General features: G+C 67.6%; 27 protein-coding genes. 19 read left to right on the top strand and 8 right to left on the bottom strand.

Translation table 11 applies throughout. From position 1 onward, the window contains the following. Positions 1 to 94: 94 nt before the first annotated feature. A complete protein-coding gene (locus tag C1706_RS02525) occupies positions 95 to 1,510 on the top strand; it encodes a phosphoglucomutase/phosphomannomutase family protein (protein ID WP_129457608.1) in 1,416 nt (471 codons plus the stop codon). Positions 1,511 to 1,525: 15 nt separating this feature from the next. On the opposite strand, the gene rpiB is transcribed toward C1706_RS02525, so the two are convergent. Continuing rightward, positions 1,526 to 1,993, bottom strand: coding sequence for a ribose 5-phosphate isomerase B (gene rpiB, locus C1706_RS02520; RefSeq protein WP_129457607.1), 468 nt, complete (start codon positions 1,991 to 1,993; stop codon positions 1,526 to 1,528). A 153-nt stretch (positions 1,994 to 2,146) separates the two neighbouring features. On the opposite strand from rpiB, the gene C1706_RS02515 reads away from it, so the two are divergent. Next, complete coding sequence (locus tag C1706_RS02515) at positions 2,147 to 2,488, top strand: metallopeptidase family protein (protein ID WP_129457682.1); 342 nt, start codon at positions 2,147 to 2,149, stop codon at positions 2,486 to 2,488. On the opposite strand, the gene C1706_RS02510 is transcribed toward C1706_RS02515, so the two are convergent. Beyond that, positions 2,485 to 3,324, bottom strand: coding sequence for an HAD hydrolase family protein (locus tag C1706_RS02510; protein WP_129457606.1), 840 nt, complete (start codon positions 3,322 to 3,324; stop codon positions 2,485 to 2,487). The genes C1706_RS02515 and C1706_RS02510 overlap by 4 nt on opposite strands. Beyond that, entirely contained in the window at positions 3,321 to 4,178 is an 858-nt protein-coding gene (locus C1706_RS02505) for a hypothetical protein (protein WP_129457605.1), read from the bottom strand. The genes C1706_RS02510 and C1706_RS02505 overlap by 4 nt, the downstream gene beginning before the upstream one ends. A 159-nt stretch (positions 4,179 to 4,337) precedes the next feature. Here C1706_RS02505 and C1706_RS02500 point away from each other — a divergent pair, with 159 nt between their 5' ends. From C1706_RS02500 to C1706_RS02475, 6 genes are all read left to right on the top strand, one after another. After that, positions 4,338 to 5,396, top strand: a complete 1,059-nt coding sequence (locus tag C1706_RS02500) for an AAA family ATPase (RefSeq protein ID WP_241653377.1) — start codon at positions 4,338 to 4,340, stop codon at positions 5,394 to 5,396. 58 nt (positions 5,397 to 5,454) lie between these two features. Continuing rightward, positions 5,455 to 6,456, top strand: coding sequence for a DUF58 domain-containing protein (locus C1706_RS02495; protein WP_241653398.1), 1,002 nt, complete (start codon positions 5,455 to 5,457; stop codon positions 6,454 to 6,456). Next, positions 6,453 to 7,412, top strand: a complete 960-nt coding sequence (locus C1706_RS02490; protein ID WP_129457604.1) for a VWA domain-containing protein — start codon at positions 6,453 to 6,455, stop codon at positions 7,410 to 7,412. The genes C1706_RS02495 and C1706_RS02490 overlap by 4 nt, the downstream gene beginning before the upstream one ends. Continuing rightward, positions 7,409 to 8,377, top strand: a complete 969-nt coding sequence (locus C1706_RS02485) for a VWA domain-containing protein (RefSeq protein WP_129457679.1) — start codon at positions 7,409 to 7,411, stop codon at positions 8,375 to 8,377. Before C1706_RS02490 ends, C1706_RS02485 begins: the two co-directional genes overlap by 4 nt. A 200-nt stretch (positions 8,378 to 8,577) precedes the next feature. Continuing rightward, positions 8,578 to 9,312, top strand: a complete 735-nt coding sequence (locus C1706_RS02480; protein WP_129457603.1) for a DUF5134 domain-containing protein — start codon at positions 8,578 to 8,580, stop codon at positions 9,310 to 9,312. A 45-nt stretch (positions 9,313 to 9,357) separates the two neighbouring features. Next, complete coding sequence (locus C1706_RS02475; protein WP_129457602.1) at positions 9,358 to 10,053, top strand: YggS family pyridoxal phosphate-dependent enzyme; 696 nt, start codon at positions 9,358 to 9,360, stop codon at positions 10,051 to 10,053. A gap of 6 nt (positions 10,054 to 10,059) precedes the next feature. Here the strand turns inward: C1706_RS02475 and C1706_RS02470 are convergent, their stop codons facing one another. Both C1706_RS02470 and C1706_RS02465 read right to left on the bottom strand, forming a co-directional pair. Beyond that, a complete protein-coding gene (locus C1706_RS02470) occupies positions 10,060 to 10,743 on the bottom strand; it encodes an exonuclease domain-containing protein (RefSeq protein ID WP_129457601.1) in 684 nt (227 codons plus the stop codon). A gap of 2 nt (positions 10,744 to 10,745) precedes the next feature. Beyond that, on the bottom strand, positions 10,746 to 12,605 hold the full coding sequence (locus C1706_RS02465) for a putative nucleotidyltransferase substrate binding domain-containing protein (protein WP_129457600.1): 1,860 nt from the start codon (positions 12,603 to 12,605) through the stop codon (positions 10,746 to 10,748). Between the two features lie 86 nt (positions 12,606 to 12,691). Here C1706_RS02465 and pyrG point away from each other — a divergent pair, with 86 nt between their 5' ends. Genes pyrG through C1706_RS02450 form a run of 3 tightly spaced genes read left to right on the top strand, consistent with a single transcriptional unit; the run spans position 12,692 to position 16,017 of the window. Further along, the gene (gene pyrG, locus C1706_RS02460) at positions 12,692 to 14,362 is read left to right on the top strand and encodes a CTP synthase (RefSeq protein WP_129457599.1); all 1,671 of its coding nucleotides are present in this window, start codon (positions 12,692 to 12,694) and stop codon (positions 14,360 to 14,362) included. Next, entirely contained in the window at positions 14,355 to 15,050 is a 696-nt protein-coding gene (locus tag C1706_RS02455) for an NUDIX domain-containing protein (protein WP_129457598.1), read from the top strand. The genes pyrG and C1706_RS02455 overlap by 8 nt, the downstream gene beginning before the upstream one ends. Positions 15,051 to 15,084: 34 nt before the next feature. Beyond that, on the top strand, positions 15,085 to 16,017 hold the full coding sequence (locus C1706_RS02450; RefSeq protein WP_129457597.1) for a site-specific tyrosine recombinase XerD: 933 nt from the start codon (positions 15,085 to 15,087) through the stop codon (positions 16,015 to 16,017). Between the two features lie 42 nt (positions 16,018 to 16,059). Here C1706_RS02450 and C1706_RS02445 read toward each other — a convergent pair whose 3' ends face one another. Together C1706_RS02445 and C1706_RS02440 are read right to left on the bottom strand one after the other, a co-directional pair. Continuing rightward, entirely contained in the window at positions 16,060 to 16,494 is a 435-nt protein-coding gene (locus C1706_RS02445; RefSeq protein ID WP_129457596.1) for a VOC family protein, read from the bottom strand. 51 nt (positions 16,495 to 16,545) lie between these two features. After that, positions 16,546 to 17,022, bottom strand: coding sequence for a MarR family winged helix-turn-helix transcriptional regulator (locus tag C1706_RS02440; protein WP_129457595.1), 477 nt, complete (start codon positions 17,020 to 17,022; stop codon positions 16,546 to 16,548). A gap of 125 nt (positions 17,023 to 17,147) precedes the next feature. On the opposite strand from C1706_RS02440, the gene C1706_RS02435 reads away from it, so the two are divergent. From C1706_RS02435 to C1706_RS02400, 8 genes are all read left to right on the top strand, one after another. Continuing rightward, entirely contained in the window at positions 17,148 to 18,038 is an 891-nt protein-coding gene (locus C1706_RS02435) for a ParA family protein (protein ID WP_284690543.1), read from the top strand. Beyond that, positions 18,023 to 18,484, top strand: coding sequence for a hypothetical protein (locus tag C1706_RS02430; protein ID WP_129457594.1), 462 nt, complete (start codon positions 18,023 to 18,025; stop codon positions 18,482 to 18,484). The genes C1706_RS02435 and C1706_RS02430 overlap by 16 nt, the downstream gene beginning before the upstream one ends. Then, a complete protein-coding gene (locus tag C1706_RS02425) occupies positions 18,481 to 19,305 on the top strand; it encodes a segregation and condensation protein A (RefSeq protein ID WP_129457593.1) in 825 nt (274 codons plus the stop codon). The genes C1706_RS02430 and C1706_RS02425 overlap by 4 nt, the downstream gene beginning before the upstream one ends. Continuing rightward, positions 19,298 to 19,936 carry an SMC-Scp complex subunit ScpB gene (gene scpB / locus C1706_RS02420; RefSeq protein WP_129457592.1) on the top strand — a complete coding sequence of 213 codons (639 nt, stop codon included), beginning with the start codon at positions 19,298 to 19,300 and terminating at the stop codon, positions 19,934 to 19,936. The genes C1706_RS02425 and scpB overlap by 8 nt, the downstream gene beginning before the upstream one ends. Then, a complete protein-coding gene (locus C1706_RS02415) occupies positions 19,933 to 20,670 on the top strand; it encodes a pseudouridine synthase (protein WP_129457591.1) in 738 nt (245 codons plus the stop codon). Before scpB ends, C1706_RS02415 begins: the two co-directional genes overlap by 4 nt. 55 nt (positions 20,671 to 20,725) lie before the next feature. Next, positions 20,726 to 21,733, top strand: a complete 1,008-nt coding sequence (locus tag C1706_RS02410; RefSeq protein ID WP_129457590.1) for an FKBP-type peptidyl-prolyl cis-trans isomerase — start codon at positions 20,726 to 20,728, stop codon at positions 21,731 to 21,733. Between the two features lie 70 nt (positions 21,734 to 21,803). Further along, positions 21,804 to 22,190: a DUF6394 family protein gene (locus C1706_RS02405; RefSeq protein WP_129457589.1), complete on the top strand. Its 387-nt coding sequence runs from the start codon at positions 21,804 to 21,806 to the stop codon at positions 22,188 to 22,190. A 7-nt stretch (positions 22,191 to 22,197) separates the two neighbouring features. Beyond that, the gene (locus C1706_RS02400; RefSeq protein WP_129457588.1) at positions 22,198 to 23,955 is read left to right on the top strand and encodes a potassium channel family protein; all 1,758 of its coding nucleotides are present in this window, start codon (positions 22,198 to 22,200) and stop codon (positions 23,953 to 23,955) included. On the opposite strand, the gene pgm is transcribed toward C1706_RS02400, so the two are convergent. Next, positions 23,941 to 25,569: a phosphoglucomutase (alpha-D-glucose-1,6-bisphosphate-dependent) gene (gene pgm / locus C1706_RS02395; RefSeq protein WP_129457587.1), complete on the bottom strand. Its 1,629-nt coding sequence runs from the start codon at positions 25,567 to 25,569 to the stop codon at positions 23,941 to 23,943. The genes C1706_RS02400 and pgm overlap by 15 nt on opposite strands. Positions 25,570 to 25,680 lie beyond the last annotated feature (111 nt).

The raw sequence follows: 25,680 nt of genomic DNA, 5'->3' as shown, positions 1-25,680 counted from the left end.
GTTGCTGGCTGTGCTCACGTCCCTCATCCTGACAGAACCAACGCTTTTTTGTAAGACTCTTTTCAAAGTAACGAGCCCTGGTTAGGCTGCCGCCATGATCAACTTCGGTACCGGGGGATGGCGCGAGATCATCGGCGATGGCTTCACACGCGAGAACGTGCGGCGTATCACGCAGGCGCTGTGTGAACGGATGGCCGCCGAAGGAGTCGAGGACAGAGGAGTCGTCATCGGGCACGACCGGCGCTTCCTCTCCGCGGAGGCGACCGGTTGGGCCGTGGAAGTCTTCCTCGGCAACGGGATCCCGGTCACCTCGATCGCGCGCCCCGCGCCCACACCGATGTTCATGTGGACGGTGCGCGACAAGGGCTGCGCCTACGGCATGGCGATCACTGCCAGCCACAACCCGGCGCTCTACAACGGCATCAAAATCTTCACCGAGGGAGGCCGCGACGCAGAGGTCTCCGTCACCGATGAGATCGCTGCACGGGCCAACGCGCTCCGCGACGCCGACGTGGTGGCCGTCGCGCCCGAAGACGTGAGCGGCCATCCGCTGCTCACCGTCCAAACCTCCCTGAACTGGTATCTGGACGCCATCATCGACAAACTCGACATGGAGACCATCCGGCATCGCCACCTCTACGTCGTGCTCGACCCCATGTTCGGGGTGGCCCAAACCAGCCTCCAGACCGTCTTGATGACCGCGCGATGCCAGGTCGACGTCATCAACGATCGGCACGACACCCTGTTTGGCGGACGCCTCCCGTCCCCGACCGCGGCGACCCTGGAGCCCCTACGCCAGGCCGTTGTGGAGCGGGGGGCCGACCTGGGGGTGGCCACCGACGGTGACGCCGACCGGCTAGGCGTCATCGATGACCAAGGGCACTTCCTGCACCCCAACCAGATTCTGGTGCTGCTCTACGACTACCTCCTCGATGGCAAGGGGTGGAAGGGGCCTGCGGTCCGCAACATGTCCACCACCCACCTGCTGGACCGGGTCGCCGCCGCGCATGGCGAGGTCGTCTACGAGGTGCCCGTCGGGTTCAAGTGGATCTCCGCGAAGATGGCGGAGACCGACGCCGTCATCGGAGGCGAGTCTTCCGGCGGCCTCACGGTGCGCGGCCACATCGCAGGCAAGGACGGCGTCTACGCGGGCAGCCTGCTCGTGGAGATGGTCGCAGCCTCCGGCAAGAAGCTCTCCGAACTGTATGCCGACATCCTCGCCAAGTACGGGGTCATGGAGATGATCGAGGCGGCCTATGCGTTCGCGGGCGAACGCAAGGCCGATCTCGAACACCGGGTGTTCGTCCAGCACGACCTGCCCGAGTTCCCCGTGCCTGTGGAGCGTGTGCGCTGGGACGATGGCTGCAAGGTCTACTTCGCAGGCGGCGGGTGGGTGACGATCCGGTTCTCCGGAACAGAACCGGTCCTGCGTGTCTTCTGCGAGATGCCGACGCTGGCTGAGGCCCAGGCGATCAGCGGGCTCGTGGCCAGCCACCTGGGCTTGAACTAGCGCGGGGCGGGTTCCCTAGCCGCGTGAGGCGGCGGCGAGTTCCTCATCTTCGATGGCCGCGATCAAGTTGAAGCGCTCGGCGAAGATGCCGCCCTTGAACTCGGCACCCAGGAAGGCGTCGGTGATGGCGCAGGCCATCTGGGGGCCCACGACGAAGGCCCCGAAGGCGATGATCTGGCTTCCGTTGTGTTCGCGGGTGTGCTGGGCGGTGTAGGGCTCCGAGCACACGGCGGCGCCGATGCCCCGAACCTTGTTGGCGGAAATGGAGATGCCGATCCCGGTGCCGCAGATCAGGACGCCTCGCTCCACGTCCTCGTCACGGATCAGGTGCGCGACCTTGCGCGCATAGTGAGCGGAGTACTCCGCCTCGCCCGTGCCATCCCAGCCGACATCGGTCACGTCGTGGCCCGCGTCCAGGAGGTGCGCCACGACGATGTTCTTCAACTCGATGCCGGAACTGTCGGAGCCGATGGCGATCTTCATGTGATTCCCCCTAGGTGCCCACGTGTGGTGGCGTCAGCCTAACGGGGCCACCTACGAGGGCGCTGGCGGTTGCCGTGCCTCCACATCAGCGTCGAGGGGTGCGGGCTGGGCTACGCCTGCGCACCAGATGGCTAGGGTGAAAGCGTGATCGCCATGTCCGACGATGAGTTCGAGACCCACGTCAACGATGCCCTCGATGCGATCCCCGAGCGCCTCCTCGCCCTCCTGGAGAACTGCATCATCGTCATCGAGGACGAGCCACCCGCCGGGGAGCCTGACCTCCTCGGCGTCTACGACGGCGTCCCGCTCACCGAACGCGACACCCAGTACGGCGGTGTGCTACCCGACCGGATCGTGATCTTCAAGAACCCCACCCTGCGCCTGTGCCAGACCCGGGACGAAGTCATCGAGGAGGTCGGGATCACCGTGGTGCATGAGATCGCGCACTACTTCGGCATCGACGATGACCGCCTGCACGATCTCGGGTACGCCTAGCTCGCCAGTTCAGCAAGCAGGGCGCGCACCGTCACGCCGACGCCGCCCTCGCGGTTGCTGGGCGCCACGCGGAAACGCGATCGCAGCAGCGGGTGCGCGTTCCCCATCGCAAACCCTCGCCCGGCGAACTCCAGCATTGCCTCATCGTTGGGCATGTCCCCAAAGGCTGCCACCGCACAGGGATCGACGCCGAGGCGGTCACAGACCAGCGCCAGAGTGGTCGCCTTCGTGACGCCCGCTGCACTGATCTCGACCATCCCCCGGCTATCGGAGGGCGAGGAATGCGTGACCGTGACGCGGTCACCCACCAGTGAGGCGACCAACTCGGTGAAGGCATCAATCGGCAGATCCTCGGCGGTCGCCACCAGTTTGACGATGGGGGACGCACCGGTGGCCAGCCCGTCCCACGCCGCGCGGGTGGGGAGGCGAGGATCCGTCACCAAGACGCCGGAGGGATCGAATTCGCGTAACGGCCAGGTCGGTTCGCAGTGGAACCCGTCACCATGCTCACTCCCGAACAGCACGTCAGGTCTGGCAGCGCGAAGCCGCGCCACCACCGAGGCGACCACGTCACCGGGGATGGCCTGCACTTGCGTCAACGCTCCCGACGTCAGATCCATGACGGCGGCGCCGTTGCTCACGATGACGTGCGGGTGTGCCGCCGCAAGGGGCTTCAGGCACCCGAGCCATCGGGCTGGTCGACCGGTCGCGACAACGAGGTGGACGCCGCGTCGACTTGCCTCCAGCAGGGCGTCGGCGTCCGCCTCGGAGATCTGTCCATCGGGCCCCAGGAGCGTGCCGTCCAGATCGGTGACGATCAGCCGGACCGCGGTCATAGCCGACTGTCCGGCGTGGGAGAACTCGCGCTGGCCGAGGCTGAGCCCGAGGCCTCAGGGGAACCAGAGCTGGGTTGAGGGCTCGCCGACCCGCTTTGCGGGGAGGGGGAACCCGACTGTGGCGACGGGGAACCGGATCCACCACTGGCCGACGCAGAGGCCGAGTTCGGCACCGGGTCGGGTGCGTTCTGGGGCGGAGTGGTCTGGAAGAGCAAGATGGCGATCAAGACGGCCAGCGCCATCATCAGCATCATGATGATCCATGAGATGAGGATGCTGGCCCACCCTGCCCGCTGAGGCTTGCCGGGCCACGGCAGCGGCCACTGCCGCGAAACCCCTGGGGCGACCTTGTCGATCCAATGCAACGCATAGCTGGGCCCGTGCTCGGCACCTTGATTGGGCAGCCAGGACAGATCCACCTCGGACAGGACGCGCTCCGCCTCCGCCGTCGCGGCGGGCGAGGCATCGTAGGCCAGGGCCGCCCAGGGGGCGTTCGGCGTCGGGTCGGGGGCCTGCGGGGTGTCGTCGGGGGCAATGTACTTACCTGCGAGACGCCCGCTGTCTTGCTGATGCCCGCCGCGCGCCAGAACGGTGTCGATGTGCATCTTCTCGATCGTCCCGGCGAACCGGTCGACGGCGGCGGCATCATCGGCCGCGCCTTCGCTGAGCATGATGACCATCGCGACGGTGCCGTCGGTGGCATGGGCGGCATAGGCGACGCCGGACGCCGACGCCGTCACGCGGGCCTCCAGCCAGTAGGGGCCGATGCGTGGCGGGTCGACCGGCAGCAGGGGATAGAGCGGGGCGCTGCCGTCGTCGGGCTCGGAGCGCTGCGGGAACTCGTGCTCGGTCATCGCCCCTATTGTGCCGCATCGACGAGACGGGCCGGTTGAGGCGGCCTGGGGGAGGCAGGGGGCTGTGTGAGCCCGGGACGTAGTCTGTTGCTCTTAGCCTCACCGGGTAAGGTCGGTCGCGTTCGTTCAGCGTCCGCCCGCACCAAGGAGAACACGCGCGTGACAGCATCTAGTCAGCCCGCCTACTCGACGGCCGAGGCGGCCACGCTCTTGGGCGAGGCGATCGCTGAAGTCCAGCGGGTCATCGTCGGCCAAGAGCACATGGTCGAGCAGTTGATGGTCGGCCTGCTGGCCAAGGGGCACGTGCTGCTCGAAGGCGTCCCGGGCACCGCCAAAACGCTGGCCGTGCGCACGTTCGCGACGGTGGTCGGTGGCGACTTCGCCCGCATCCAGTTCACCCCGGACCTGGTGCCTTCCGACATTGTGGGCACGCGGATCTACTCCGCTAGCCAGGAGAAGTTCGACACGGTGCTCGGCCCGGTGTTTGTGAACTTTGTCCTGGCCGATGAGATCAACCGTGCCCCCGCCAAGGTGCAGTCGGCGATGCTGGAGCTGATGGCCGAGCGGCAGGTCTCCCTGGGCGGCAAGACGTACCCGCTGCCGAAGCCCTTCAGCGTCATCGCGACGCAGAACCCGATCGAATCCGAGGGCGTGTATCCGCTGCCCGAGGCGCAGCGGGACCGCTTCTTGCTCAAGATCGACGTGCCGTATCCGCGCGGCAACGAGGAGTTCGAGATCCTGCGGCGGATGAGCGTCCAACCGCCGGAGGCGCGCAATCTACTGGACACCCAGCGGGTCTTGGCGTTGCAGGACATGGCCAGCAACGTCTTCGTGCACAACCTCGTGGCCGAATACATCGTGCGGTTGGTCATGGCCACCCGAAACCCGGTCGAGTTCGGCATGCCGGATCTGGAGCCGGTGATCTCGGTGGGCGCCTCGTCGCGCGCCACGTTGGGCCTGGTCGCCGCCGCTCGGGCCCTGGCGCTCATCCACGGCCGCGATTACGTGTTGCCCACCGACGTCCAGGCGGTAGCCAAGGACGTGATGGCGCACCGCCTCGTGCTGGGCTTCGACGCCATCGCCGACAACATTTCACCCGTCCAGGTGGTCGAACGCCTCATCGCGATGGTCCCTGCGCCGACGCCGGTGTGGAACGACCAGCAGCGCCAGCAGGCCCGCACCGAGCACCATTACGAGCCTGGTCGCGTCCACCCGTAAGGAACTTGTGACGAATCAGGACCGACCAGACTTCGCCACCGCCGACGACCTCGGCGCTGTGGCGTCGGTGCTGCGCGAACCCACCGGGGCCACCATCCCGTTGAGCAAGCTGGCACCCGAGCAGGCCCTCAAACGGCTGGAGTTGGCCGTGGTGCGCCGGATGGAGGGTTACCTTCACGGCGATCATCGTGGCCTGCTGCCCGGCTCCGGGTCGGAGACGAACGACGCGAGGCTGTACGTTCCGGGCCAAGACGACGTCCGCAAGATGGACTGGGCCGTCACGGCACGGACGCAAACCCCCCACGTTCGCGACACGATTGCCGATCGCGAACTCGAAGTGTGGGCGCTGCTGGACGCCACCCCATCGATGAACTGGGGGACCGAAGGCGTCACCAAGCGGGATCTCGGCATTGCCGCCATCGCCACCATCGGCTTCCTCAGCCAGAAGATGGGGGACCGCTTCGGTGCTTTCATCATGCGACCCGAGGCGCTGGTACGGATCCCTGCCCGATCCGGCCGCATGGCTCTGTACGCCCTCTTGCGCAAGATGCTCACCGAGCCCGTCGTCCCCGACCATGCCAGCGGCCCCTACTCGCTCACCCAGGGGATCGATCAGCTGGCGCGGACCCAGCGGCGGCGCGGGCTGCGCGTGGTCGTGTCGGACTTCCTCAGCCCCGACGACACCGAACTCGATCCGAGTACCCCCCCGGAATGGGAGCGCCCCTTGCGCCGCCTGGCCGTGAAGAATCAGGTCATTTGCGTGGAGGTCGTGGACCGCCGCGAGGTGGAGTTCCCTGACGTCGGCGACATCCTGATCCGCGATCCCGAAAGTGACTTCGCCCGCTACATCAACACCTCCGATGCTGCGGCCCGGGAACGGTTTAATGCGGCGTCCTCGGCGCAGCGCGAGCGCATCCGCGTCGCGCTCAGGCGTGCGGGGGTGGCGCATATCCAACTGCGCACAGATCGTGACTGGGTCGAGGACATCGCACGTTTCGTCTTGTCCTACCGGCGCGTCGCGAGCCAGTTGCACCAGCCGCCGCAGGGGGTCAGCCGATGAACCTCAGCGACCTGTTCCTGCAGCCTGAACGGTTGTGGATGCTGGCCGTCGTCCCGGTCCTGATCCTCGCCTACGTTCTCGCCACCCGGCGCCGTAAGCGCACCGGGATGCGGTTCACCAACACCGCCGTGCTCGGACGCGTGGTGCGCAAGCAGTCGCAGTGGCGGCGTCACCTCGCCGTCGCGCTCTCCTTGCTCAGCCTGATCACGCTCGTGCTGGCCTGGGCTCGTCCCAACGGCGTCGACCGCGTCCCCCGGGAGCGGGCCACGATCGTGCTGGTCATCGACGTTTCTCAGTCGATGGCGGCCACCGACGTGGCGCCGAGCCGGCTGGAGGCGGCCAAGTCGACGTCGATCGACTTCGTCAAGTCGTTGCCCGAGCAGTACAACGTGGCTGTCGTGTCGATGTCGGGTAATCCGGCGACGCGTCTGGGGCCGACGACGGACCGCACGATGGCGGTGCGCGCCATCACGGGCCTCACGCTGCAAGACTCCACGGCGGTGGGTGATGCCATCTACGTCGCGCTGAGCGCCATCGAGATGGCCCCCAAGGGCAATGACGGATCGGCGGCGCCCGGCACCATCGTGTTGCTCTCCGATGGTCAAAACACCGCGGGGCGTGCTCCGTTGGGGGCGGCCGCCCAAGCCAAGAGCGACTCAGTGCCGATCCACACCATCGCCTATGGCACCGAGAACGGTTCGGTCGATCTCGATGGCAAACGTGAGCGTGTCCCCCCGGACGCCGACCTGATGCGCACGATCGCCAGCGAGACCGGTGGAACGTTCGCGGCTGCGGAGTCCGCCGGGGATCTGAGCCGCGTGTACCAGTCGATTCGCTCCGAGATCGGCTACGACGAGGTCAAGAAGGAAACCACCGCGAACTGGGCCGGGTATGGTCTCGCGTTTGCCGTCGTCGCCGCACTGGCGGCCGTGTCGTTGGGGGCTCGATGGCCGTGACCGTTGTTCCGATGATCTCGTTCTTCCACCCCGAGCGGCTGTGGCTGCTTGCCCTGGTGCCCGTGTTGCTGCTGCTCTACGCCGCTCTGGTGCGCCGCAGCGCCACGCGCAACAAGAGATTCGGGATCGACAACCTGAGCAAGGTGCTCCCCAAACAGGCGGCCTGGAAGCGGCACGTCGCTGTCGCCGCAGCCGTGCTCAGCCTGGCCTCGCTGACCGTTGCCTTCTCACAGCCCAAGGACAGCGTGATGGTCCCGCGCGAGCGGGCCACCATCGTGGTCGCCATCGACGTCTCACGCTCCATGGAAGCCACCGACATCGAGCCGAGCAGGCTAGTGGCCGCCAAGGCAGCGGCCCAGGATTTTGTGGGGATGCTGCCGACCGGCTTCAACGTCTCCCTGGTCGCGTTCGCCGGGTCCTCCTCGATCATCGTGCCACCGACGCAGGACCGCGGACTGGTGAACCGCGCCATCGACAACCTGCAATTGGCGCCGTCCACCGCGATCGGTGAGGGTATCTACAGTGCGCTGGACGCCATGGCGCTCGTGCCCCCCGACCCGGACCACCCCAACGACCCGACGCCGGGCGCCATCGTGTTGCTGTCGGACGGCTACACCAACATTGGGCGATCCAGTCAGCAGGCGGCGCGCGATTCCAAGCAGGCCGGGTATCCGATCTACACTATCGCCTACGGCACCGCGAACGGGTACGTGATTAGTAACGGCCGACGCGAGCCGGTTCCGGTGAACCCTGCCGAGTTAGCCACCGTGGCGCGCGAATCCGGCGGGGAGGCCTTCCGGGCGGGGTCGGCGGACGAACTCGAGAAGGTGTACTCCAGCATCGCCCGGTCCGTGGGCTACGAACAGGTCGACCAGGAGGTCACCGAACTGTATGCCGGGATCGCCCTGGCCTTCGCTGTGCTGGCGAGCTTGGCCGTCGCGTCGCTGGCCGCGCGCTGGCCCTGAGCCGAGCCTCGGTCGTCCCGGTTTGGCGTGGTCGAGGCGGACGTTTGGCGCACGGAGATTGATTGTTCTACTGTTGCGCCACCGGCCTGTGGCCGGTCCGCGCAACTCATCCCAGCGCCCGGCGTCCGTTTCACGCCTCGGTGACCCGATGATGAGGAGCTCACGCTCCTCGGTCACGTCACCGAGGGAGGAAATCACCCATGTTCACGTTCGCCGCCACCCCCGTCATGTATGTCGGCCTGCTCGTCTTGTTTGCCTGGTGCACCCTGTGGAGCGCCGTCGAGTTGATTCGTTCCACGACGCCCCAGCATGGCGTCTCTAACGCTCTCCACCTCGTCATGTCGGTAGTCATGCTGGCGATGGTGCCCCGCAGCACGTATGCCGCGCTCAGTGCGGTGGTGCCGGTGGGCGTGCAGGCTGGTTTCTTCCTGCTCGCTGCCTTGTGGTTCGTGGCGTTGGCGGTACGCACCGCGGGGCCTGGGCGTGGGCACTTCATCGGGCACGCGCTGATGTTCGCCGCGATGACCTGGCACCTGGTGGGCATGATGGTCAAGATGGCGCAGATGGCTGGGCACGGCATGGGGGAGCACGCGGCCCCGGGGATGACGGGTTCGGTCGATGTGATCGCCTGGGTGGGGTTGCCGTTCATGGCGGCACTCGCCTGGATGGGTTGCGCGTCGCTGGTGGCGTGGGTGCGGCCGGTCGCCGGGCAGGTTCCTACGGTCCGGCAGACGACGCTTGCCTCGGTGCACGCTGCCGACCACCACCGTCCCCCCGTGGCCGCCGAGGCAAGCTGCCACGACCCGCGTCCGGTCGGTTCAGCCGCCGAACGTGCCCACCACGCAATGGGTGCGGCGATGAACCTGGGCATGTTCTGGATGAGCGTCGGGCTGGTCACGCCGCTGTTGCCCTTCCTGGCGGTTCTGCACGCCTGATCGTTCCCACCCGCCCCACCGCGTGGGTGTGGTAGTCCTGGGGCCATGGTGGACGTCGTGGAGAACCTGGTCGAAGCCCGCGCCCGGATCGATGCGGCGTGCGCACGCGTCGGACGCGATCCCGGCGAGGTGGAGTTGCTTCCCGTCAGCAAGACCCATCCTGATGAGGCGGTCCGGGCCGCGGCGGGAGCTGGCTACCGCCGGTTCGGGGAGAATCGCCCCCAAGAGCTGGCGCGACGCACCGCCGCCCTAGGAGACCTTTCCTTGTCGTGGGTAGCGATCGGTCGCATCCAAAGCAACAAGGCGAAACTGATCGCCGAGTATGCCGCCGAGCTTCAGTCGCTGGATTCTGTGGCCCTGGCCGAGGCGCTCGAGCGACGCCTGGCCGCCCTCGGGCGGCGCCTGACCGTCTTAGTGCAGGTCAATACGTCCGGCGAGGAGGCCAAGGCAGGCTTTCAGCCGGAAGAGATGATGGATGCTGTGGCGGCGCTCAGCAGGTTCCCTCATCTGGACGTTCGGGGCCTCATGACGATGGCGGCACACACGAGCGACGCCACGGCCATCCGCCACAGCTTTGCGACGCTGCGCTCTCTGCGCGATCAACTCCAAGCCGTCCACGGCCCCCGCATCAGTGCCCTGTCCATGGGGATGTCGGGCGACTTCGAGTTGGCCGTCGAGGAGGGTTCCACGTGCGTGCGGTTGGGCAGCGTCATCTTCGGGGCTCGGCCCAACCCCGCATAAGGCCTCCTAGCGCACGGCGACATCCCGCAAGGTCAGGGGGTGCGGGCTGCGCAGTTCCGCAACCTGGGCGAGATAGAGTTCCGCGCACGCGAGCGCGTCGGTGAGGGCATCGTGGGCCGGGTAGGCGGGCAGTCCGAAGCGCTCGCGCGCCGCCCACAGCCGCAGTTGCCCCGCGCGCGCCTCGTCGTCGAATCCGCGGTTGATCAGGCGATCGTGGAGGGTGAGCGTGCACACCACGGGGACGACCAGGGGTGCTCCGTAGAGACGTTCGCACAACCGCGAGAGGAAATGGCGCTCGATGTAGGCGAAATGGGCGAGCAGCGCGCGGCCCGTCAGGGCTGTCACCGCATCGGCCACGACCGTGTCCCACGCGTCCCCGCGCGCGAGGGCGTCGTCGGTGATCCCGTGGAAGGTAGCCGACTGCCCGACCGCCACCCCGGCGTCCACGAGGTGCCCCGAGGCCGTGCCGAGCGCGATGCTGAGGCCCTGGACCAGCACGTGACCGACGCTGAGGACCGTGTCGCGGGCCGGATCCAGCCCCGTCGTCTCGACATCGATCGCGACGAGGTCCAGTTCGTCGAGCGGAGTTGCGGGTGCGGGGGGCGGCGAGGCGTAGAAGTCCCGGAGGGGGCCGGTGGCGAGCCGGGCCGCGCGACGCCGACGCAACGCAAAGGTGGAGGGCCAGTTCATGGTCAGGTGACGTCCGTTCGATACCGGTACGCGAGTGCCTTCTGCACGGTTCGGATAATCGCGAACGCCTCCTTGAGGTGGCGGCGCTCGAACGGGCTCAACGAGGTCGGATCGATGTAGTTGTCGGCGTCATGCCCGGCAGCGATCTGACGCACCTGATGCTGCAACCGCACGTAACCGATGAACTCGAAGGCGTCGGCGAGGCTCGCGGCGTCCTCATGAGACAACGACGAGGTGCCCGCCGCGTTGCGGAGGCGCTCCCCGGTGCTGACCGCCGATGAGCCGGTGGCCAGACTCGCGAGCCGTGCCACCTGCACGATCGGGGTGAGCCCACCGGCCTTGAGGTCCAGTGCGTGGCGATGGTCGCCGGCAGTTTCGACGACAAAGTCCCGGAAGAACCCCAGCGGCGGTTCGAAACGCTGGGCCTGCTTCGCCAGGTGCGCCTGGAAGCGGGGGGAGCCGGGCACCAGCGCGACGGCGTGGGCGTGGACCTGCTCGGCCAAGGCACGATCCCCGTCGACGGCGCGCAGATCCAGGAACGTCTGCGCATGCAGGAGCGCGTCCGGCTCCGGGGTAGTGATCCAGTGCGCGAAGCAGCGCTCCCACGCGGCCACCGACTGCCGCCACCGGGGTTGGGTCGCCATCATGTCCCCTGGGCAGCGCGGGAAGCCGCACCGCTCCAAACCGTCGACGACGAACGTCGCCAACGCCTCGAACCAGGACGCCGCCTGCGCAGTGGGTTCGGTTTCCAGGATGAGCGCGTTGTCTTGATCCGAACCCAGCCCTGCTTCGAATCGTCCTTGTGAGCCGAGCGCCACCCAGCAGAAGGCGGCAGGGGCGGGCCCCAGGGATTCCTGCGCGATCGCGATCAGTCTGCGCGTCAGGGCATCCGCGGTGGCGGTGAACACCCGCGCGATATCCGCGGCGGTGGCGTCTTGGGCAGCGGCGAGGGCGACGACGCTGGGCAGCCGTGCCGCAACCTCAGCCAGGCCCGCGACGGTGGTTTGTCGTTCGATGAGCCCCACCAGATAGCTGGGGTTGGCCTGCTCGAGCCGCATCAGGTCACCTGCGGTGACCATCCCCAGCAGACGAGCCCCGTCGACCACGGGCAGATGATGAAAACCGCGCTCGGTCATGGACACCAGCACCTCGAACGCCAGGGTGTCGGGGGAAACGGCCACGGGATCGGGTGACATGACGCAGGACACCGGCGTGCTGGCGGGTCGCCCCTCAGCGACGATCTTGGCGCGAAGATCGCGGTCGGTCAGGATCCCGACCAGGGCATCGTCGGCGGTCACCAGCAGGGCTGAGACGCGGTGCTGTGTCATCACCTGAGCGGCGACGGCGACACTCGTGTCCGGCGTGACGGTGATGGGGGCCGTTCGTACGATGTCGCGCACCCGGGTCCGCAGGATGGCTGAGCCCGCCTCGGGCGTCCGCACCTGGTCGATGGCCGCCTTGATCCGCCCCGCCTGCTGATCGAGGTAATGCCGGTTGAAGGCAGACGAGGACGCCATGAGTTCGCGGAAGGCTTCCCGGGGCAGGAGCAGGCACAACGTATCGGCGTGGGCGACGAGGCGGTAGGCGCTGGGCCCCCCGGTCATCACCGATGACAACCCGAACGACTCGCCGACTTCAGCCCGCTCCACCAACGTGCCGTGGGCGTCCACGATGTCGACCGCGCCTGAGCGCAGCAGGAAGAGGAAGGCGTTCGATGCGCCCACCTCCACCAGCACGCTGCCCCGCCGGAAGTACCGCGCTTGGAGGCGCGACGGCAGCGAATCCAGGACGGCTGCGGGCAGCGCGCTGAAGGGTTCATGCGCGGCGAGGAAGTCCCGCACCATGGCGAGGTCGGCATCCATGAACGCCAGCCAACCATGGACGCGGACGATCCGGTATCCCCGGGGGTGTCACCGAGCCCTGTGAAAAGCGCCTATGCTGGAGGTCCGTGGGAGACGCGCAAGAGACCAAGCACATTTTCGTGACCGGGGGCGTTGCCTCCTCGCTCGGCAAGGGCCTGACGGCCTCAAGCCTCGGATCGCTTCTGGTAGCGCGCGGCATGCGCGTGACGATGCAGAAGCTGGATCCTTACCTCAATGTGGATCCGGGAACCATGAACCCGTTCCAGCATGGTGAGGTGTTCGTGACCGAGGACGGCGCCGAGACCGACCTCGACATCGGGCACTACGAACGCTTCCTGGATGTGAACCTGACCGGCGAGGCCAACGTGACCACCGGCAAGGTGTACTCCACGGTCATCGCCAAGGAGCGCCGCGGGGACTTCCTGGGGGACACCGTCCAGGTGATCCCGCACATCACCAATCAGATCCGCGACGACATGCTGGCCATGAACGATGGCCGCACCGACGTCATCATCCATGAGATCGGCGGCACCGTCGGCGACATCGAGTCGCTGCCGTTCCTGGAGGCCGCCCGCCAGGTTCGCCGGGAGGTCGGCCGGGAGAACGTGTTCTTCCTTCATGTGTCCCTGGTGCCCTACATCGGCCCCTCGGGCGAACTGAAGACCAAGCCGACCCAGCATTCGGTGGCGGCGCTGCGCCAGGTGGGCATCACGCCGGACGCCGTCGTGGCCCGCTGCATCCGCGACGTGCCCGACAGCATCAAGCGCAAGATCGCGCTCATGTGTGACGTGGACGAGGAAGCCGTCATTTCCTGCCCCGACGCTGGCTCGATCTATGAGATTCCGCGGGTGCTGTTCAACGAAGGCCTGGACGCCTATGTGGTGCGGAAGCTGGGCGTGAGCTTCCGAGACGTCGACTGGCGGCGGTGGAACGATCTCCTTGACCGGGTGCACCATCCCAAGGAGGAAGTGACCGTCGCGCTGGTTGGTAAGTACATCGATCTGCCTGACGCTTACCTGTCGGTGTCGGAGGCGTTGCGCGCGGGCGGGTTCGCCAACTACGCCAAGGTCAACGTGACGTGGGTCGCCTCCGACGAGTGCGCCACACCCGAAGGAGCGGCACGCCATCTCGGTAACGTCGATGGCGTCCTTATTCCCGGCGGCTTCGGCATTCGCGGCGTGGAGGGCAAGCTCGGCGCCCTGACCTACGCCCGCGAGAACCAGATCCCCACCCTTGGCCTGTGCCTGGGGCTGCAGTGCATGGTCATGGAGGCCGCGCGCAACCTCGCCGGGCTGGAAGGGGCCGCCTCGACCGAGTTCGACCCCGACACCGAGTTCCCCGTCATCTCGACGATGGCCGAGCAGGAAGCCTTCGTGGAGGGGGCAGGAGATTTGGGGGGCACCATGCGGCTGGGCGCCTACCCGGCCGTCCTGACACCCGGTTCGGTGGTGGCGGACGCTTACGGCACCACGCGGGTCTCGGAGCGTCACCGCCACCGCTACGAGGTGAACAACGCCTACCGTGAGCAGATCGAGGCGGCGGGGCTGAAGGTGTCGGGTACCTCGCCGGACGGGAAGCTGGTGGAGTTCGTGGAACTCGACTCCGACCTGCATCCCTACTACGTGGCCACCCAGGCGCACCCGGAGTTCAAGTCGCGCCCGACGAAGGCGCACCCGCTGTTCGCCGGGCTGATCTCTGCGGCCGTGGAGCGTCGCCGCAGCCAGCGCCTGTTCACCGAGGAAGCCGCGCATGCGTGAGCTCCCCGTGCTCGGCGTCGACGCGATCGCCGATGCGCCGGTGAACTGGCCGATTCTGAGCCATCGGGTGCTGGGGGAGGGTGCGGTGAGCACCTTCGTCAGTGACACGGTCGCGACCCCGCAAGGGGAGACGATGGTGCGCGACTACCTTCAGCATCCCGGGGCCGTCGGGATCATCGCCGTGGACGACCAAGAACGCGTCGTCGTCGTGCGGCAATACCGGCATCCGGTCGGCTTCCGGCTGATCGAACCACCGGCGGGCCTGCTGGACGCCGAGGGGGAGACGTGGCTGTCGGCAGCCGAGCGCGAACTGGCCGAGGAGGCCCGGCTGGGGGCTGGCGATTGGCGGGTTCTGGTGGACTACCTCACCTCCCCCGGATGCCTGGCTGAGACGTTGCGCATCTTCTTGGCGCGGGATCTGCGCGACGTCCCGCGTCCGGACGGCTTCACCCTGCACGGTGAGGAAGCCGACATGGACGTGTGTTTGGTGCCGTTGGAGGAACTCGTTGAGGCGGTGTTGGCCGGACGCGTTCAGAACCCGACACTCGTGGCCGGCTCGCTGGCCGCCTACACCGCGCTGCGGTCAGGCCGCGTTGAGGACCTGCGCCCCGCGGACGCCCCGTGGCCCGCACGCGATGCGGCGAGTCGTCGAACCGCCGAGGTGGCGGCGCTGACCTCTTCCTCATAATGGGGAGTCCGCGACTGTTCGACGGCGGCGTGGTGTGACGTCTGTCCCTCGGGTCGTCGCGGCCTACCTCGACCATCTGGAAGCCGAGGTGGGCGCGTCAGTCCATACCGTCGCGGCCTACCGTCGCGACCTGGCGCGCTATGCGTCCTGGCTGGACGAGCAGGGCGTCCGAGCGATCGACCAAGTGGACGCCGCCCAGGTGGCCGCGTTCGCGGCATGGCTGCGCGCTGGTGACGCGTCCAGGCCGGGGCTGGCCGCCTCCTCGGTGGCCCGTGGTGTGGCGGCCGTCCGGTCCTTGCACCGGTTCGCCGTCCGCGACGGGGACGCCCCCGACGATCCGTCGGCTGAGGTGGTGGCGCCACGGCGGGCCAAGCGCTTACCGAAGGCGCTCTCGGTGGATCAGGTCCAGGCGCTGCTGAACATTCCCGACACGGAAACGCCGTGTGGGCTACGGGATGCGGCACTGCTGGAGCTGTTATACGGGACGGGGGCACGGGTCTCGGAAGTGCTGGCTCTCGACGTGGACGACTTCACTGCTCAACGGGAGGATCCCGATATCGGGCTTCGGCTGTTCGGCAAGGGACGCAAAGAGCGCATCGTCCCGCTCGGCTCCTACGCGCGGGCCGCAGTGGGGGCGTGGCTGGTGCGTGGCCGCCCGGCGATGATCGGCGCCGCTCGTCGGCCGGGCCCCTCGTTGTTGCTCAACGCGCGCGGTGATCGTCTCAGCCGCCAGTCGGCTTACAACATCTTGGCCGCAGCGGGAGAGGCGGCCCAACTCAGCGTGCCGGTGAGCCCGCACACGTTGCGGCATTCGTTTGCCACGCATCTCCTCGACGGGGGCGCGGATGTGCGCGTCGTCCAGGAGTTGCTGGGGCACGCCTCGGTGGCGACAACCCAGCTTTACACCCTGGTTACCGCCGAGCACCTGCGCGAGGTGTTCATCGCGGCGCACCCGCGCGCCCGGTAGCGGGGCCGCGGCCTCGGCGGGCCGACGCCGGTGCGGGGCGGGTCAATCGAGGCAGAACTCGTTACCTTCGGGATCCTGCATCACGAGGTGGCCTTTGCCGAACCGGTCGGGCTCGTGTCGCTCCACGCGCGTGGCACCCGCAGAGACCAGGATCTTGGCCGTGCTCTCCAGGGCAGCCATCCGGTCCTCGGGCGCCACGCCTTCGGCGGCGCGCACATCCAGGTGGACCCGATTTTTGGCGGTTTTGCCCTCGGGGACGCGCTGGAAGAAGAGGCGCGGACCAGTGCCGTTTGGGTCGCGCAACGCGGAGGCCCTGTTCCGGTCGTCGGCGGGGATACCCCAGGCGTCGAGCGCCTCATCCCAGGTGGCGAACCCCGCCGGAGGAGCTTCGAGTTCGTAGCCGAGGGCCAGGGCCCAGAATTCGGCCAGTCGTGCTGGATCGTGAGCATCGACAGTGATCTGGACGGTGAGAGCCATGAGACCAGAGTGCGGGTCCTGAGGCCGTCGGGCAACCCTGGGAGCCGGGCGTCAGCGCGAGGTGACGATCCCGTCGGGGTCGATTCGGTCCAGGATCACGTCGCAGATGCCACCGAGTTGGTGCAACTGCTCGGGGGTGAGGGCATCGATCAGTGAGGAGCGAACCTGGCACACGTGACCCGCGGCGGCCGCCGTCAGGGCCGTCCGGCCGGCGGACGTGAGGTGCACGTTGGTGGCGCGCCCATCCTTGACGCAGGCTTGGCGCTCGAGCAGCCCGCGGGCGCTCATGCGGGTTACCACGTGCGACATGCGCGTCAGTGTCGCGTTGGAGCGTGCGGCTAGGGTCGACATGCGCAGCGTTGCGTCGCTCGTCTCGGAGAGCATCGCGAGAACCTGATACTCCATGTGCGTGAGGTTGGCGTCGCGGCGCAGTTGGCTGTCCAATACTCCAGGCAGCACCTCGATGACGGCACGGAACTTCAACCATGCCGCGATCTCGTCATCGTTTAACCAGCGCACCTCAGCCATGCCGCCATCCTACCAACAAACTTGAACTGTCAAGTAGTTGTCGGCGGGGAGCCCTCCGCCGATGTCATTTTGTCTCTATTTGAGGCGTAGGCTTCTCCCGACGTCCACAATCCGAGGAGGAACCCGTGAGCAAGAACCCCGCCCTGGTCGACGAGGAACCGGCGGAAGCGGGAGCACAGGGGCCCACCGGGCGCCCCTGGCCCGACCTGGGCGACGCCCGGCCACCCCGCCCGGGCCCCAAGAACGCGGCCATCATCGCGATGACCAACCAAAAGGGCGGCGTCGGCAAGACCACCACGACCATCAACCTGGGTGCCGCCCTCGCCGAGACAGGGCGCAAGGTGCTGCTGGTCGACTTCGACCCGCAAGGCTCGGCATCGGTGGGCCTGGGCGTCAACCCGCACAACCTCGACACGTCGATCTACAACCTCTTGCTCGGGCGTGACGTCGCCATCGACGAGGTGGTGCTTCCCACCAACGTGGACGGCCTGGATCTCCTCCCCGCCAACATCGACCTGTCGGCAGCCGAAGTGCAGTTGGTGTCCGAGGTCGCCCGCGAGCAAACGTTGCGTCGCGTCCTGGCGCCGGTCAAGAGCCACTACGACGTCATCATCATCGACTGTGCTCCGAGCCTGGGGCTGCTGACCGTCAACGCCCTCACCGCGTCCGACTATGCGCTGATCCCCCTGGAGTGCGAGTTCTTCGCGCTGCGCGGTGTGGCGCTGCTGACCGACACCATCGCCAAGGTCACCGAGCGCCTCAATCCCGACCTGAAGGTCTTGGGGATCGTCGGGACCATGTACGACGGACGCACGCTGCACAGCCGCGAAGTGCTCGAGAGGGTCGTGGAGGCGTTCGGTGACAAGGTCTTCCACACCGTGATCAAGCGCACCGTGAAGTTCCCCGAGACCACCGTGGCCGGTGAGCCCATCACGACCTACGCCAGCTCCAGCCCCGGTGCCGAGGCATACCGCAACCTGGCCAAGGAGGTGCTCCTGCGATGCCCCGACGTGTAGGCCTCCCCGGAGCCTCCGAGCTGTTCCGCTCCACGGGGCTCGGCAGCGAGAACGCTGAGGACTCGCCAACCCGAGAAGGGCAGGCAGCGGTGCGGCGGCGGCGCAGTGCGGCCGCGGACGCGAGCAGCCCCCACGAGGAACTGCGCGCCCCCGGTGCTCCCGCCAAGGCCCCAGCCTCAAGCGAGGCGGCCACGCCCAAGCGGCGTCGCACCCCGGCAGGGGTGGAGCACAGCGGCCGCGTCCGGCACGAAGAGAAGATCACCGTGTACGTGAGCAGCGAGGAACTCCTCGCCCTCGAGCGGCTGCGCCTCGAACTGCGAGCCGAGCATGGGCTAGCGGTGGATCGCGGACGCATCGTCCGGGCAGCGATCGCGTCGGCGCTGGCCAGCATCGAGGCGGACGCCGAAAGCGCCGACGTCTTGCAGCGGCTGGCCGCCGAGTCGTGACGCAGGCCGAGCCGTCGGGGGAGTTCACGGTCAAGCTGACCAACTTCGAAGGCCCATTCGACCTCCTGCTCCAGCTCATCTCCCGTCACAAACTCGACGTCACCGAGGTGGCGCTTTCGGCGGTCACCGACGAGTTCATCGCCCATCTGCGAGCCATGGGCAACCAGTGGGATCTGGACCAGACCAGTTCCTTCCTCGTGGTGGCCGCCACCCTGCTCGACCTCAAGGCCGCACGCCTGCTCCCCGCGGGTGAGGTGGAGGACGCCGACGACATCGCCATGCTGGAGGCGCGAGATCTGCTGTTCGCCCGGCTCCTGCAATACCGGGCTTTTAAGCAGGTGTCGGGGCAGTTTCGTGACCGTCTCGACTCAGAGGCTCGCCGGTTCCCACGCCCGGGAGGGCTGGAGGAGGCGTTCGCGCGGCTTCTGCCCGAGGTGGTGCTCACCGTCGAGGGCGATCACCTGGCCTGGCTCGCAGCGGCAGCCCTGCAACCCAAAACCGAGGACGCGATCTCGTTGGCGCACCTGCACGCTCCCGCGGTCAGCGTCCGTGAACAGGCCGACCTCATCGTGGCGCGGCTACGGGAGTCAGGGTCGATGACCTTCCGCGCCCTCGTTGCGGACGCGGGGGAGCGGCTGGTGGTCGTGGCACGCTTCCTGGCGTTGCTGGAGTTGGCGCGGCAACGGGTGGTGTCCTTCGATCAGGTGGCGCCCCTGGGGGCGTTGACGATCCGCTGGACTGCCCCCGAGGCCGTGGGGTTCGAGCCCGCGAGGATCGACGAATTCACTGGCGTCCCGCCGCAAGGAGACCCGCATGCCTGACTATCCAGACGCCACGCTCACGGCCCCCTTGGAGGCGCTGCTACTGATGGCGACCGAACCGCTCAGTGCCCTCGAACTCGCCCAGGCCGTCGAGGTGCCTGTGGCCGAGGTGACAGCCGCCCTGGAGATGCTGGCGCGGTTCTACGACGACACCGGGCGTGGGTTCGAACTGCGCCACGTCGGGCAAGGCTGGCGGTTCTATACCCGTGCGGAGCACGCCGATCTGATCGGGCGGTGGGTGATGGAGGGGCAACAAGCCAAGCTGTCCCAGGCCGCCTTGGAGACGTTGGCGGTCGTCGCCTACCTTCAGCCGATCTCCCGCTCGCGCGTCTCGGGCATCCGAGGCGTCAACGTCGATGGTGTGATGCGCACGCTGGTCACCCGCGGGCTCGTCGAGGAGGCGGGGTCCTCCGAGGAGACGGGTGCCATGCTGTTTCGTACCAGCGCGGTGTTCTTGGAGAAGATGGGGTTCACCAGCCTGGATGACTTCCCACCGATCGCGCCCTACCTGCCCGAGGCCTCCTTGTTGGAAGCCGAACTGGCAGGGCAAGCCGAGGCCCTGGCGCGTGATGACGCGTCGACCCACCCAGCACACGAGGCGGCGCTGCCGCACAACAAGGAGGACGCATGAGCGAACCCGAAGGCATCCGGCTGCAGAAGGTCCTCGCCCAGGCGGGCGTCGCCTCCCGCCGCGCCGCTGAACTGATGGTGGCTGAGGGGCGGATCGAGGTGAACGGCGAACTGGTCACAGAACAGGGACGCCGGGTGGACCCACGCCGCGACGTGATCCGCGTCGACGGCGCCCGCATCCCGCCGCCCCGCGAGCACGTCTACCTGGTGTTCAACAAGCCACGCGGAGTGGTGTCCACCATGAGCGACCCGCAGGGCAGGCCGACGCTGAGCGACTATCTCGGCTCGTACTCCCGTCAAGGGCTGTTCCATGTGGGACGCCTCGACACCGACACCGATGGGATGCTCCTGCTGACCAACGACGGCGATTTTGCTCAGGCGATGATGCACCCCAGCTTCGAACTCACCAAGACCTACGTCGCCGAGGTGGAGGGCGACCTCAACGAGGCGACCGCGAAGCGGCTGGCGTCCGGGATCCGGTTGGAGGACGGCCCCGTCAAGCCCGACCGGATCCGGGTGGGGGCCAAGGCGCGTCACCGCAGCATGGTCACCGTTGTCCTGCACGAGGGGCGCAACCGGATCGTGCGCCGGATGTTCGATGCCGTCGGGCACCCCGTCACGTCGCTGTCGCGCATCCAGATCGGCCCCGTCCGTATGGGCCGCCTGCGCCCAGGAGAACTGCGCGACGTGACCTCGGAGGAACTGGGCGCTTTGCTGGACGCCGTCAAACTGTAGGCGCCGCCCGCGTGCGGTGCGACGGGGCCACAGAAAGGCTCGGTAGGATGCCGGGGTGCAGAATTCCCTCAAAGCCGCCGCGTCCGTTGCGTTGGGCTTAGCTTTGGCCGTGACGCTCACCGCGTGCGGCGGAGCGCCCGAACCGAGCGCGACCCCGACACCCAGCGATACCGCCACCGCGACGGCGACCCCGTCCGCGACGCCGAGCCCGACGCCGATCACGCCGTCGGCCAGCCTGGATGGCATCACGGTGACGGGCGAGGCCGGGGCAGCACCTGCCGTCACGGTGCCCTCCCCGTGGGCGATCGACCAGACCCGCACGCGCGTCGTGACCGAGGGTCACGGCGTCAGCGCGGCGGGCGACTCCTACGTGAAGGTCAACTACGTGGGCGTCAACGGCCGCACCGGGCAGGTGTTCGATTCGTCGTGGGCGAAGGGCACACCCGCAGTATTCTCCCTCTCGCAGGTCGTCCCGGGGTTCACCAAGGGGCTCACGGGTGCCAAAGTCGGGGAACGCGTTCTGATCGGGATGCCCGGCACCGACGGCTATGACAGTTCGGGCGGCTCGCCGCAGGCAGGGATCCAGGTCGGCGATTCGCTGGTGTTCGTGGTGGACGTGCTGGCGACTTCCGTCGGTCAAGCGTCGGGAACGATCAACCATCCCACCCTGCCGGTGACCGTCCATGACGACGGCGGCAAGCCTGTCGTCACGATCCCCAGCGGCGCCACGCCGCCGAGCACCCTGGTCGCAGAGAACCTCATCACCGGGGATCAGCCTGCGGTCGCCGAGGGGGACGTCACGCTGGTGAAGTATCGCGGCTGGTCCTGGAAGACCGGCCAGATGATCGATGATGGCTTCGACGCCGCCGACGCGGCACAGTTGTCGGAGATGATCCCGGGGTGGCGCGCCGGTTTGGTGGGGCGCCCGATTGGGTCCCGCGTCCTGCTCATCATCCCGCCTGACCAGGCCTACCCCAACGGCAATGCGTCCGCACCCACCGTTGAGGCGGGGGACACGCTCGTCTACGTGGTGGACATCCTCTTCTCCACCGCGAAGAGCTGAACCCGAGGCCGCCTCTTGGCCAGGGGTGGGGTCGTCGTCGGCTGACGTCTGGGCCGGATAGGGTGACGCCATGAACCTGGAGAAGGTGGTCTTCGGCTTCTTCGTGCTGCTCGCGGCGACGCTGAACTTCGGCTATGTGACGGGCGACATCGGCAACCCTGACCTGCACAACGTTGCTGAACTGTATGCGGCTGTGGTGGTCAACGTCGTCGCCACGATCTTGAAGTTCGGCGACCGCACCCAAATAGGAGCAATGCACCTGGCCACCAGCCTGGTGGCGACGATCCAGCTCATCGGCGCGGCGACGGTGTGGATCTGGATCACCCAGATTCAGCCCCAGGCGCTCACGGCCAGCGCCATGTCGAGCGTCGTGTCCCTGGCCTTGGGCGCCTTGCTGGCCAACATCGTCTCCGTCGTCTTGATGGTGATCGAAACCGCGAACTTCCGCCATCACTGAGGCACCCATGCGGCGCACCCGAACATCCGCGCGGACGCCGCGGCGGCGCAACCCTCTACGTCGGCGCACCGTCCGCATCCCCGACCCGGTCCAACCGACTGATGCGCTCTTTCTCGCCCTGCGCAAGCTGCGAGCACCGCTCATCACCGTCGTGGCCGTGTTCAGCGTGGGGGTCACCGGCCTGACGCTCATTCCCGGCACCGACCCGGCCGGGCGGCCCTGGCACATGAGCGTCTTCGATGCGCTGTACCTGATGAGCTTCACCGCGACCACCATCGGCTTCGGTGAGATCCCCTACCCGTTGTCCTATCCGCAGCGGGCCTGGGTGATCGTGTGCATTTTCGCCTCGGTGATCGGGTGGGCCTACTTCATCGGCATCACGCTGGGGCTCCTGCAAGATCGCGCATTTCGCCTCGCGCTGGCCCGGCAGTCCTTCGTGCGCAAAGTCACGAGCCTGCGGCGTCCGTTCCTGATCGTTGCCGGATACGGGCAGATGGGCCAGATGGTCGCCGAGAAGCTGGATGCCCGAGGGCGCAGTTGCGTGATCTTGGACGCCGACCCCGCCTCCTTGGCCGCACTGGCCAACGCTCAACTGTCCAGCGACATCCCCGCGCTGGTGGCCGACGCCCGCGACCCGGCGTCCCTGGGGCTGGCCGGGCTCGGCAGCCCCTACTGCGCCGGGGTACTGGCGCTCACCCATGACGACGAGGTCAACCTTGCGATCGTCATGGCCGTGTCGTTGCTCCGCGACGACGTCCCGGTGATCGCGTGTGCAAACGACCGGCTTACCGTCGGAGCCATGCACGACTTCGGCGCCGATGCCGTGGTCAACGCCTTCGAACGGTACGGGAACTATCTGGTGATGCGCCTGCGGCACCCGGATACGTACCGGCTCGTCATGTGGCTGACCGCTATGAGCGGGGAGCCGCTGCCGCCCGACACCGAGGAACACGAGGACGGCCATTGGGTCATCGCGTCCAACGACCATTTCGGACGCGAGTTGGCGCAAGATCTCGATGATGGTGGCCTGAACTGGTCCCTGGTTCGGCCTGAGGATGGGCCACCTGACGTGAGCGGCTCGGTCGGTTTCGTGGCAGGCAGTGATCAAGATGCCGTGAACCTGGCCCTCGCCGGGCACGCACGCCTCCAGAGCCCCGACATCTTCGTGGTCGTGCGGCAAAGCTCGTCACGAGCCAAACCGCTCCTGGAGGCCATGGCCCCCGATTCGGTCTTCATTCCCGCGCAACTGTCGGTCTCGGAGGCGCTGTCGCGCGTCATCACGCCAGACTTTTGGGAGTTCGTGTCCTACCTGTGGACGCTGGATGACAAGGCCGCCGACTCCTTGCTGTCACGCATCGTGCAGCGGATGGGGCGCGGCTCGCCCGACAGTGATCGGTTCGTCATCGACGACGTCCAGGCTCCGGCGGTGGCGCGTTGGCTTCACGCCGGGCACCCGCTGCGGCTGGGGGATCTGTTCCGGCATCCCGACGATCGCAGCATCCCTCTACGCGCCCTGCCCGTGACCCTCATTCGCGGTGGCGAGACGACCTTTGAGCCCGCCTTCGAGACGCCGCTGCGTCTAGGCGACACCGTGGTGCTGATCGGGCAGACGTCCGCGTTCGCCACGATGACGGCCGGGTTGATCTATGACCATGTGGTGGCCTACCTGGCCTCCGGCATCCAGGTGCCTGCCACGTGGGTGGGCAGGCTCCTGGCGCGCGGACGACGTGCCGAACTGCTGGCCTGGCAATCAGGACAGCACTGAGTCGACCACCTGCTTGGCTTGGGCCTGCACCTCAGCTAGGTGAGCGTCGCCCTTGAAGGACTCGGCATAGATCTTGTACACGTCCTCGGTGCCCGAGGGACGTGCGGCGAACCAGGCGTTCTGCGTGACGACCTTCAACCCGCCGATGGGTGCATTGTTTCCCGGGGCGCGGGTCAGCTTGGCGACGATGGCCTCACCAGCCAGTTCGGTGGCGGTCACGTCTTCGGGGGTGAGTGCCCCGAGCTTGGCCTTCTGCTGCCGGTTCGCGGGGGCGTCCACGCGAGCGTACGAGGTCTGGCCGAACTCCTCGGCCAACGCGGCGTAGTGCTGGCTGGGCGTCTGGCCGGTCACGGCCAGGATTTCGGAGGCGAGCAGGTCCAGCAGAATGCCGTCCTTGTCGGTCGTCCACGTGCGCCCGTCCAGCGTCAGGAAGGACGCCCCGGCGGATTCCTCGCCGCCGAACCCGATCGATCCATCAGAAAGTCCTGGAACGAACCACTTGAACCCGACGGGTACCTCCACCAGGGTGCGACCGAGCTTGGCGGCGACCTTGTCGATCATGGAACTGGAGACCAGCGTTTTGCCGATGCCAGCCTGCGGATCCCAGCCGGGACGGTGCGCGTACAGGTACTGGATCGCCACAGCAAGGTAGTGATTCGGGTTCATCAGCCCGGCGTCGGGGGTGACGATCCCGTGCCGGTCGGAGTCGGCATCGTTGCCGGTCGACAGATCGTAGGCGTCCCGGTTTCCGATCAGCGAGGCCATGGCGTAGGGGGAGGAGCAGTCCATGCGGATCTTGCCGTCCCAGTCCAGGGTCATGAACGGCCAGGCGGGGTCAACGGTGCGGTTGACCACGGAGATCCCCAGATCGAAGGTGTCGGCCAGGTATTCCCAGTACTGCACCGACGCACCGCCCATGGGATCGGCCCCGATCGAGAGGCCTGCATCACGGATGGCGTCCAGGTTGATCACCGAGGACAGATCCTCCACGTAGGGAGTCCGGTAGTCGTGCCGGGTGATCTGGGCGGCGGCCCGCTCGTAGGGCGTGCGGGCCACGGAACGCCAGGTGCCCAGCAGTTCGTTGGCGCGGGCCGCGATGACGGAGGTGGCATCGGAGTCGGCAGGGCCACCGTGCGGAGGGTTGTACTTGAACCCGCCGTCGGTGGGCGGGTTGTGCGACGGGGTCACGACGATGCCGTCGGCTCGCGGGCCGGAATGGTCGCGGTTGTAAACGATGATCGCGCGGGAGACGGCCGGGGTGGGGGTGTACTCGTCCTCCCGCTCGGCGCGCACGTCGATGCCTGCGGCGTGCAGCACCTCCAAGGCAGTCTTCCAGGCGGGCAGCGACAACGCGTGGGTGTCCTTGCCGATGAACAGCGGACCCGTGATCCCCTGGGATGCCCGGTACTCGATGATCGCCTGGGTGGTCGCAGCAATGTGCGCCTCGTTGAACGCAGTCTTCAGGCTGGAACCACGATGGCCGGAGGTGCCAAACACGACCTGCTGGTCGGGGTTGGCCGGGTCGGGAACCAGGTCGTAGTAGGCGGCGATGACCTGATCGACATCGATGAGGTCCTCGGGGGTGGCGGGTTGTCCGGCGCGTGGGTGAACCATGGCCCCATCATGCCGCGCCCACCGCCGGTGCGCAGCCTGGTATCCGGATCGTCTCGCGGTTCGCTGAAGAGCGAGTCTTGGTCCTCAGTACATCGGTGGAAGAATAGGGCC

The sequence above is a fragment of the Propioniciclava flava genome (assembly GCF_004126535.1).
Lineage (GTDB): Bacteria > Actinomycetota > Actinomycetes > Propionibacteriales > Propionibacteriaceae > Propioniciclava > Propioniciclava flava.
Note: the sequence above shows the minus strand (reverse complement) of the source record. Positions and strands in the feature narration are given on the sequence as shown.

Coding starts and splice junctions, on each gene's coding strand:
- C1706_RS02405 (WP_129457589.1), top strand. CDS start 21,804: ATGAACCTGGAGAAGGTGGTCTTCGGCTTCTTCGTGCTGCTCGCGGCG.
- C1706_RS02455 (WP_129457598.1), top strand. CDS start 14,355: ATGCGTGAGCTCCCCGTGCTCGGCGTCGACGCGATCGCCGATGCGCCG.
- C1706_RS02430 (WP_129457594.1), top strand. CDS start 18,023: ATGCCCCGACGTGTAGGCCTCCCCGGAGCCTCCGAGCTGTTCCGCTCC.
- C1706_RS02515 (WP_129457682.1), top strand. CDS start 2,147: ATGTCCGACGATGAGTTCGAGACCCACGTCAACGATGCCCTCGATGCG.
- C1706_RS02475 (WP_129457602.1), top strand. CDS start 9,358: ATGGTGGACGTCGTGGAGAACCTGGTCGAAGCCCGCGCCCGGATCGAT.
- C1706_RS02510 (WP_129457606.1), bottom strand. CDS start 3,324: ATGACCGCGGTCCGGCTGATCGTCACCGATCTGGACGGCACGCTCCTG.
- C1706_RS02490 (WP_129457604.1), top strand. CDS start 6,453: ATGAACCTCAGCGACCTGTTCCTGCAGCCTGAACGGTTGTGGATGCTG.
- C1706_RS02480 (WP_129457603.1), top strand. CDS start 8,578: ATGTTCACGTTCGCCGCCACCCCCGTCATGTATGTCGGCCTGCTCGTC.
- C1706_RS02440 (WP_129457595.1), bottom strand. CDS start 17,022: ATGGCTGAGGTGCGCTGGTTAAACGATGACGAGATCGCGGCATGGTTG.
- rpiB (WP_129457607.1), bottom strand. CDS start 1,993: ATGAAGATCGCCATCGGCTCCGACAGTTCCGGCATCGAGTTGAAGAAC.
- C1706_RS02505 (WP_129457605.1), bottom strand. CDS start 4,178: ATGACCGAGCACGAGTTCCCGCAGCGCTCCGAGCCCGACGACGGCAGC.
- pgm (WP_129457587.1), bottom strand. CDS start 25,569: ATGGTTCACCCACGCGCCGGACAACCCGCCACCCCCGAGGACCTCATC.
- C1706_RS02445 (WP_129457596.1), bottom strand. CDS start 16,494: ATGGCTCTCACCGTCCAGATCACTGTCGATGCTCACGATCCAGCACGA.
- scpB (WP_129457592.1), top strand. CDS start 19,298: ATGCCTGACTATCCAGACGCCACGCTCACGGCCCCCTTGGAGGCGCTG.
- C1706_RS02470 (WP_129457601.1), bottom strand. CDS start 10,743: ATGAACTGGCCCTCCACCTTTGCGTTGCGTCGGCGTCGCGCGGCCCGG.
- C1706_RS02525 (WP_129457608.1), top strand. CDS start 95: ATGATCAACTTCGGTACCGGGGGATGGCGCGAGATCATCGGCGATGGC.
- C1706_RS02400 (WP_129457588.1), top strand. CDS start 22,198: ATGCGGCGCACCCGAACATCCGCGCGGACGCCGCGGCGGCGCAACCCT.
- C1706_RS02415 (WP_129457591.1), top strand. CDS start 19,933: ATGAGCGAACCCGAAGGCATCCGGCTGCAGAAGGTCCTCGCCCAGGCG.
- C1706_RS02465 (WP_129457600.1), bottom strand. CDS start 12,605: ATGGATGCCGACCTCGCCATGGTGCGGGACTTCCTCGCCGCGCATGAA.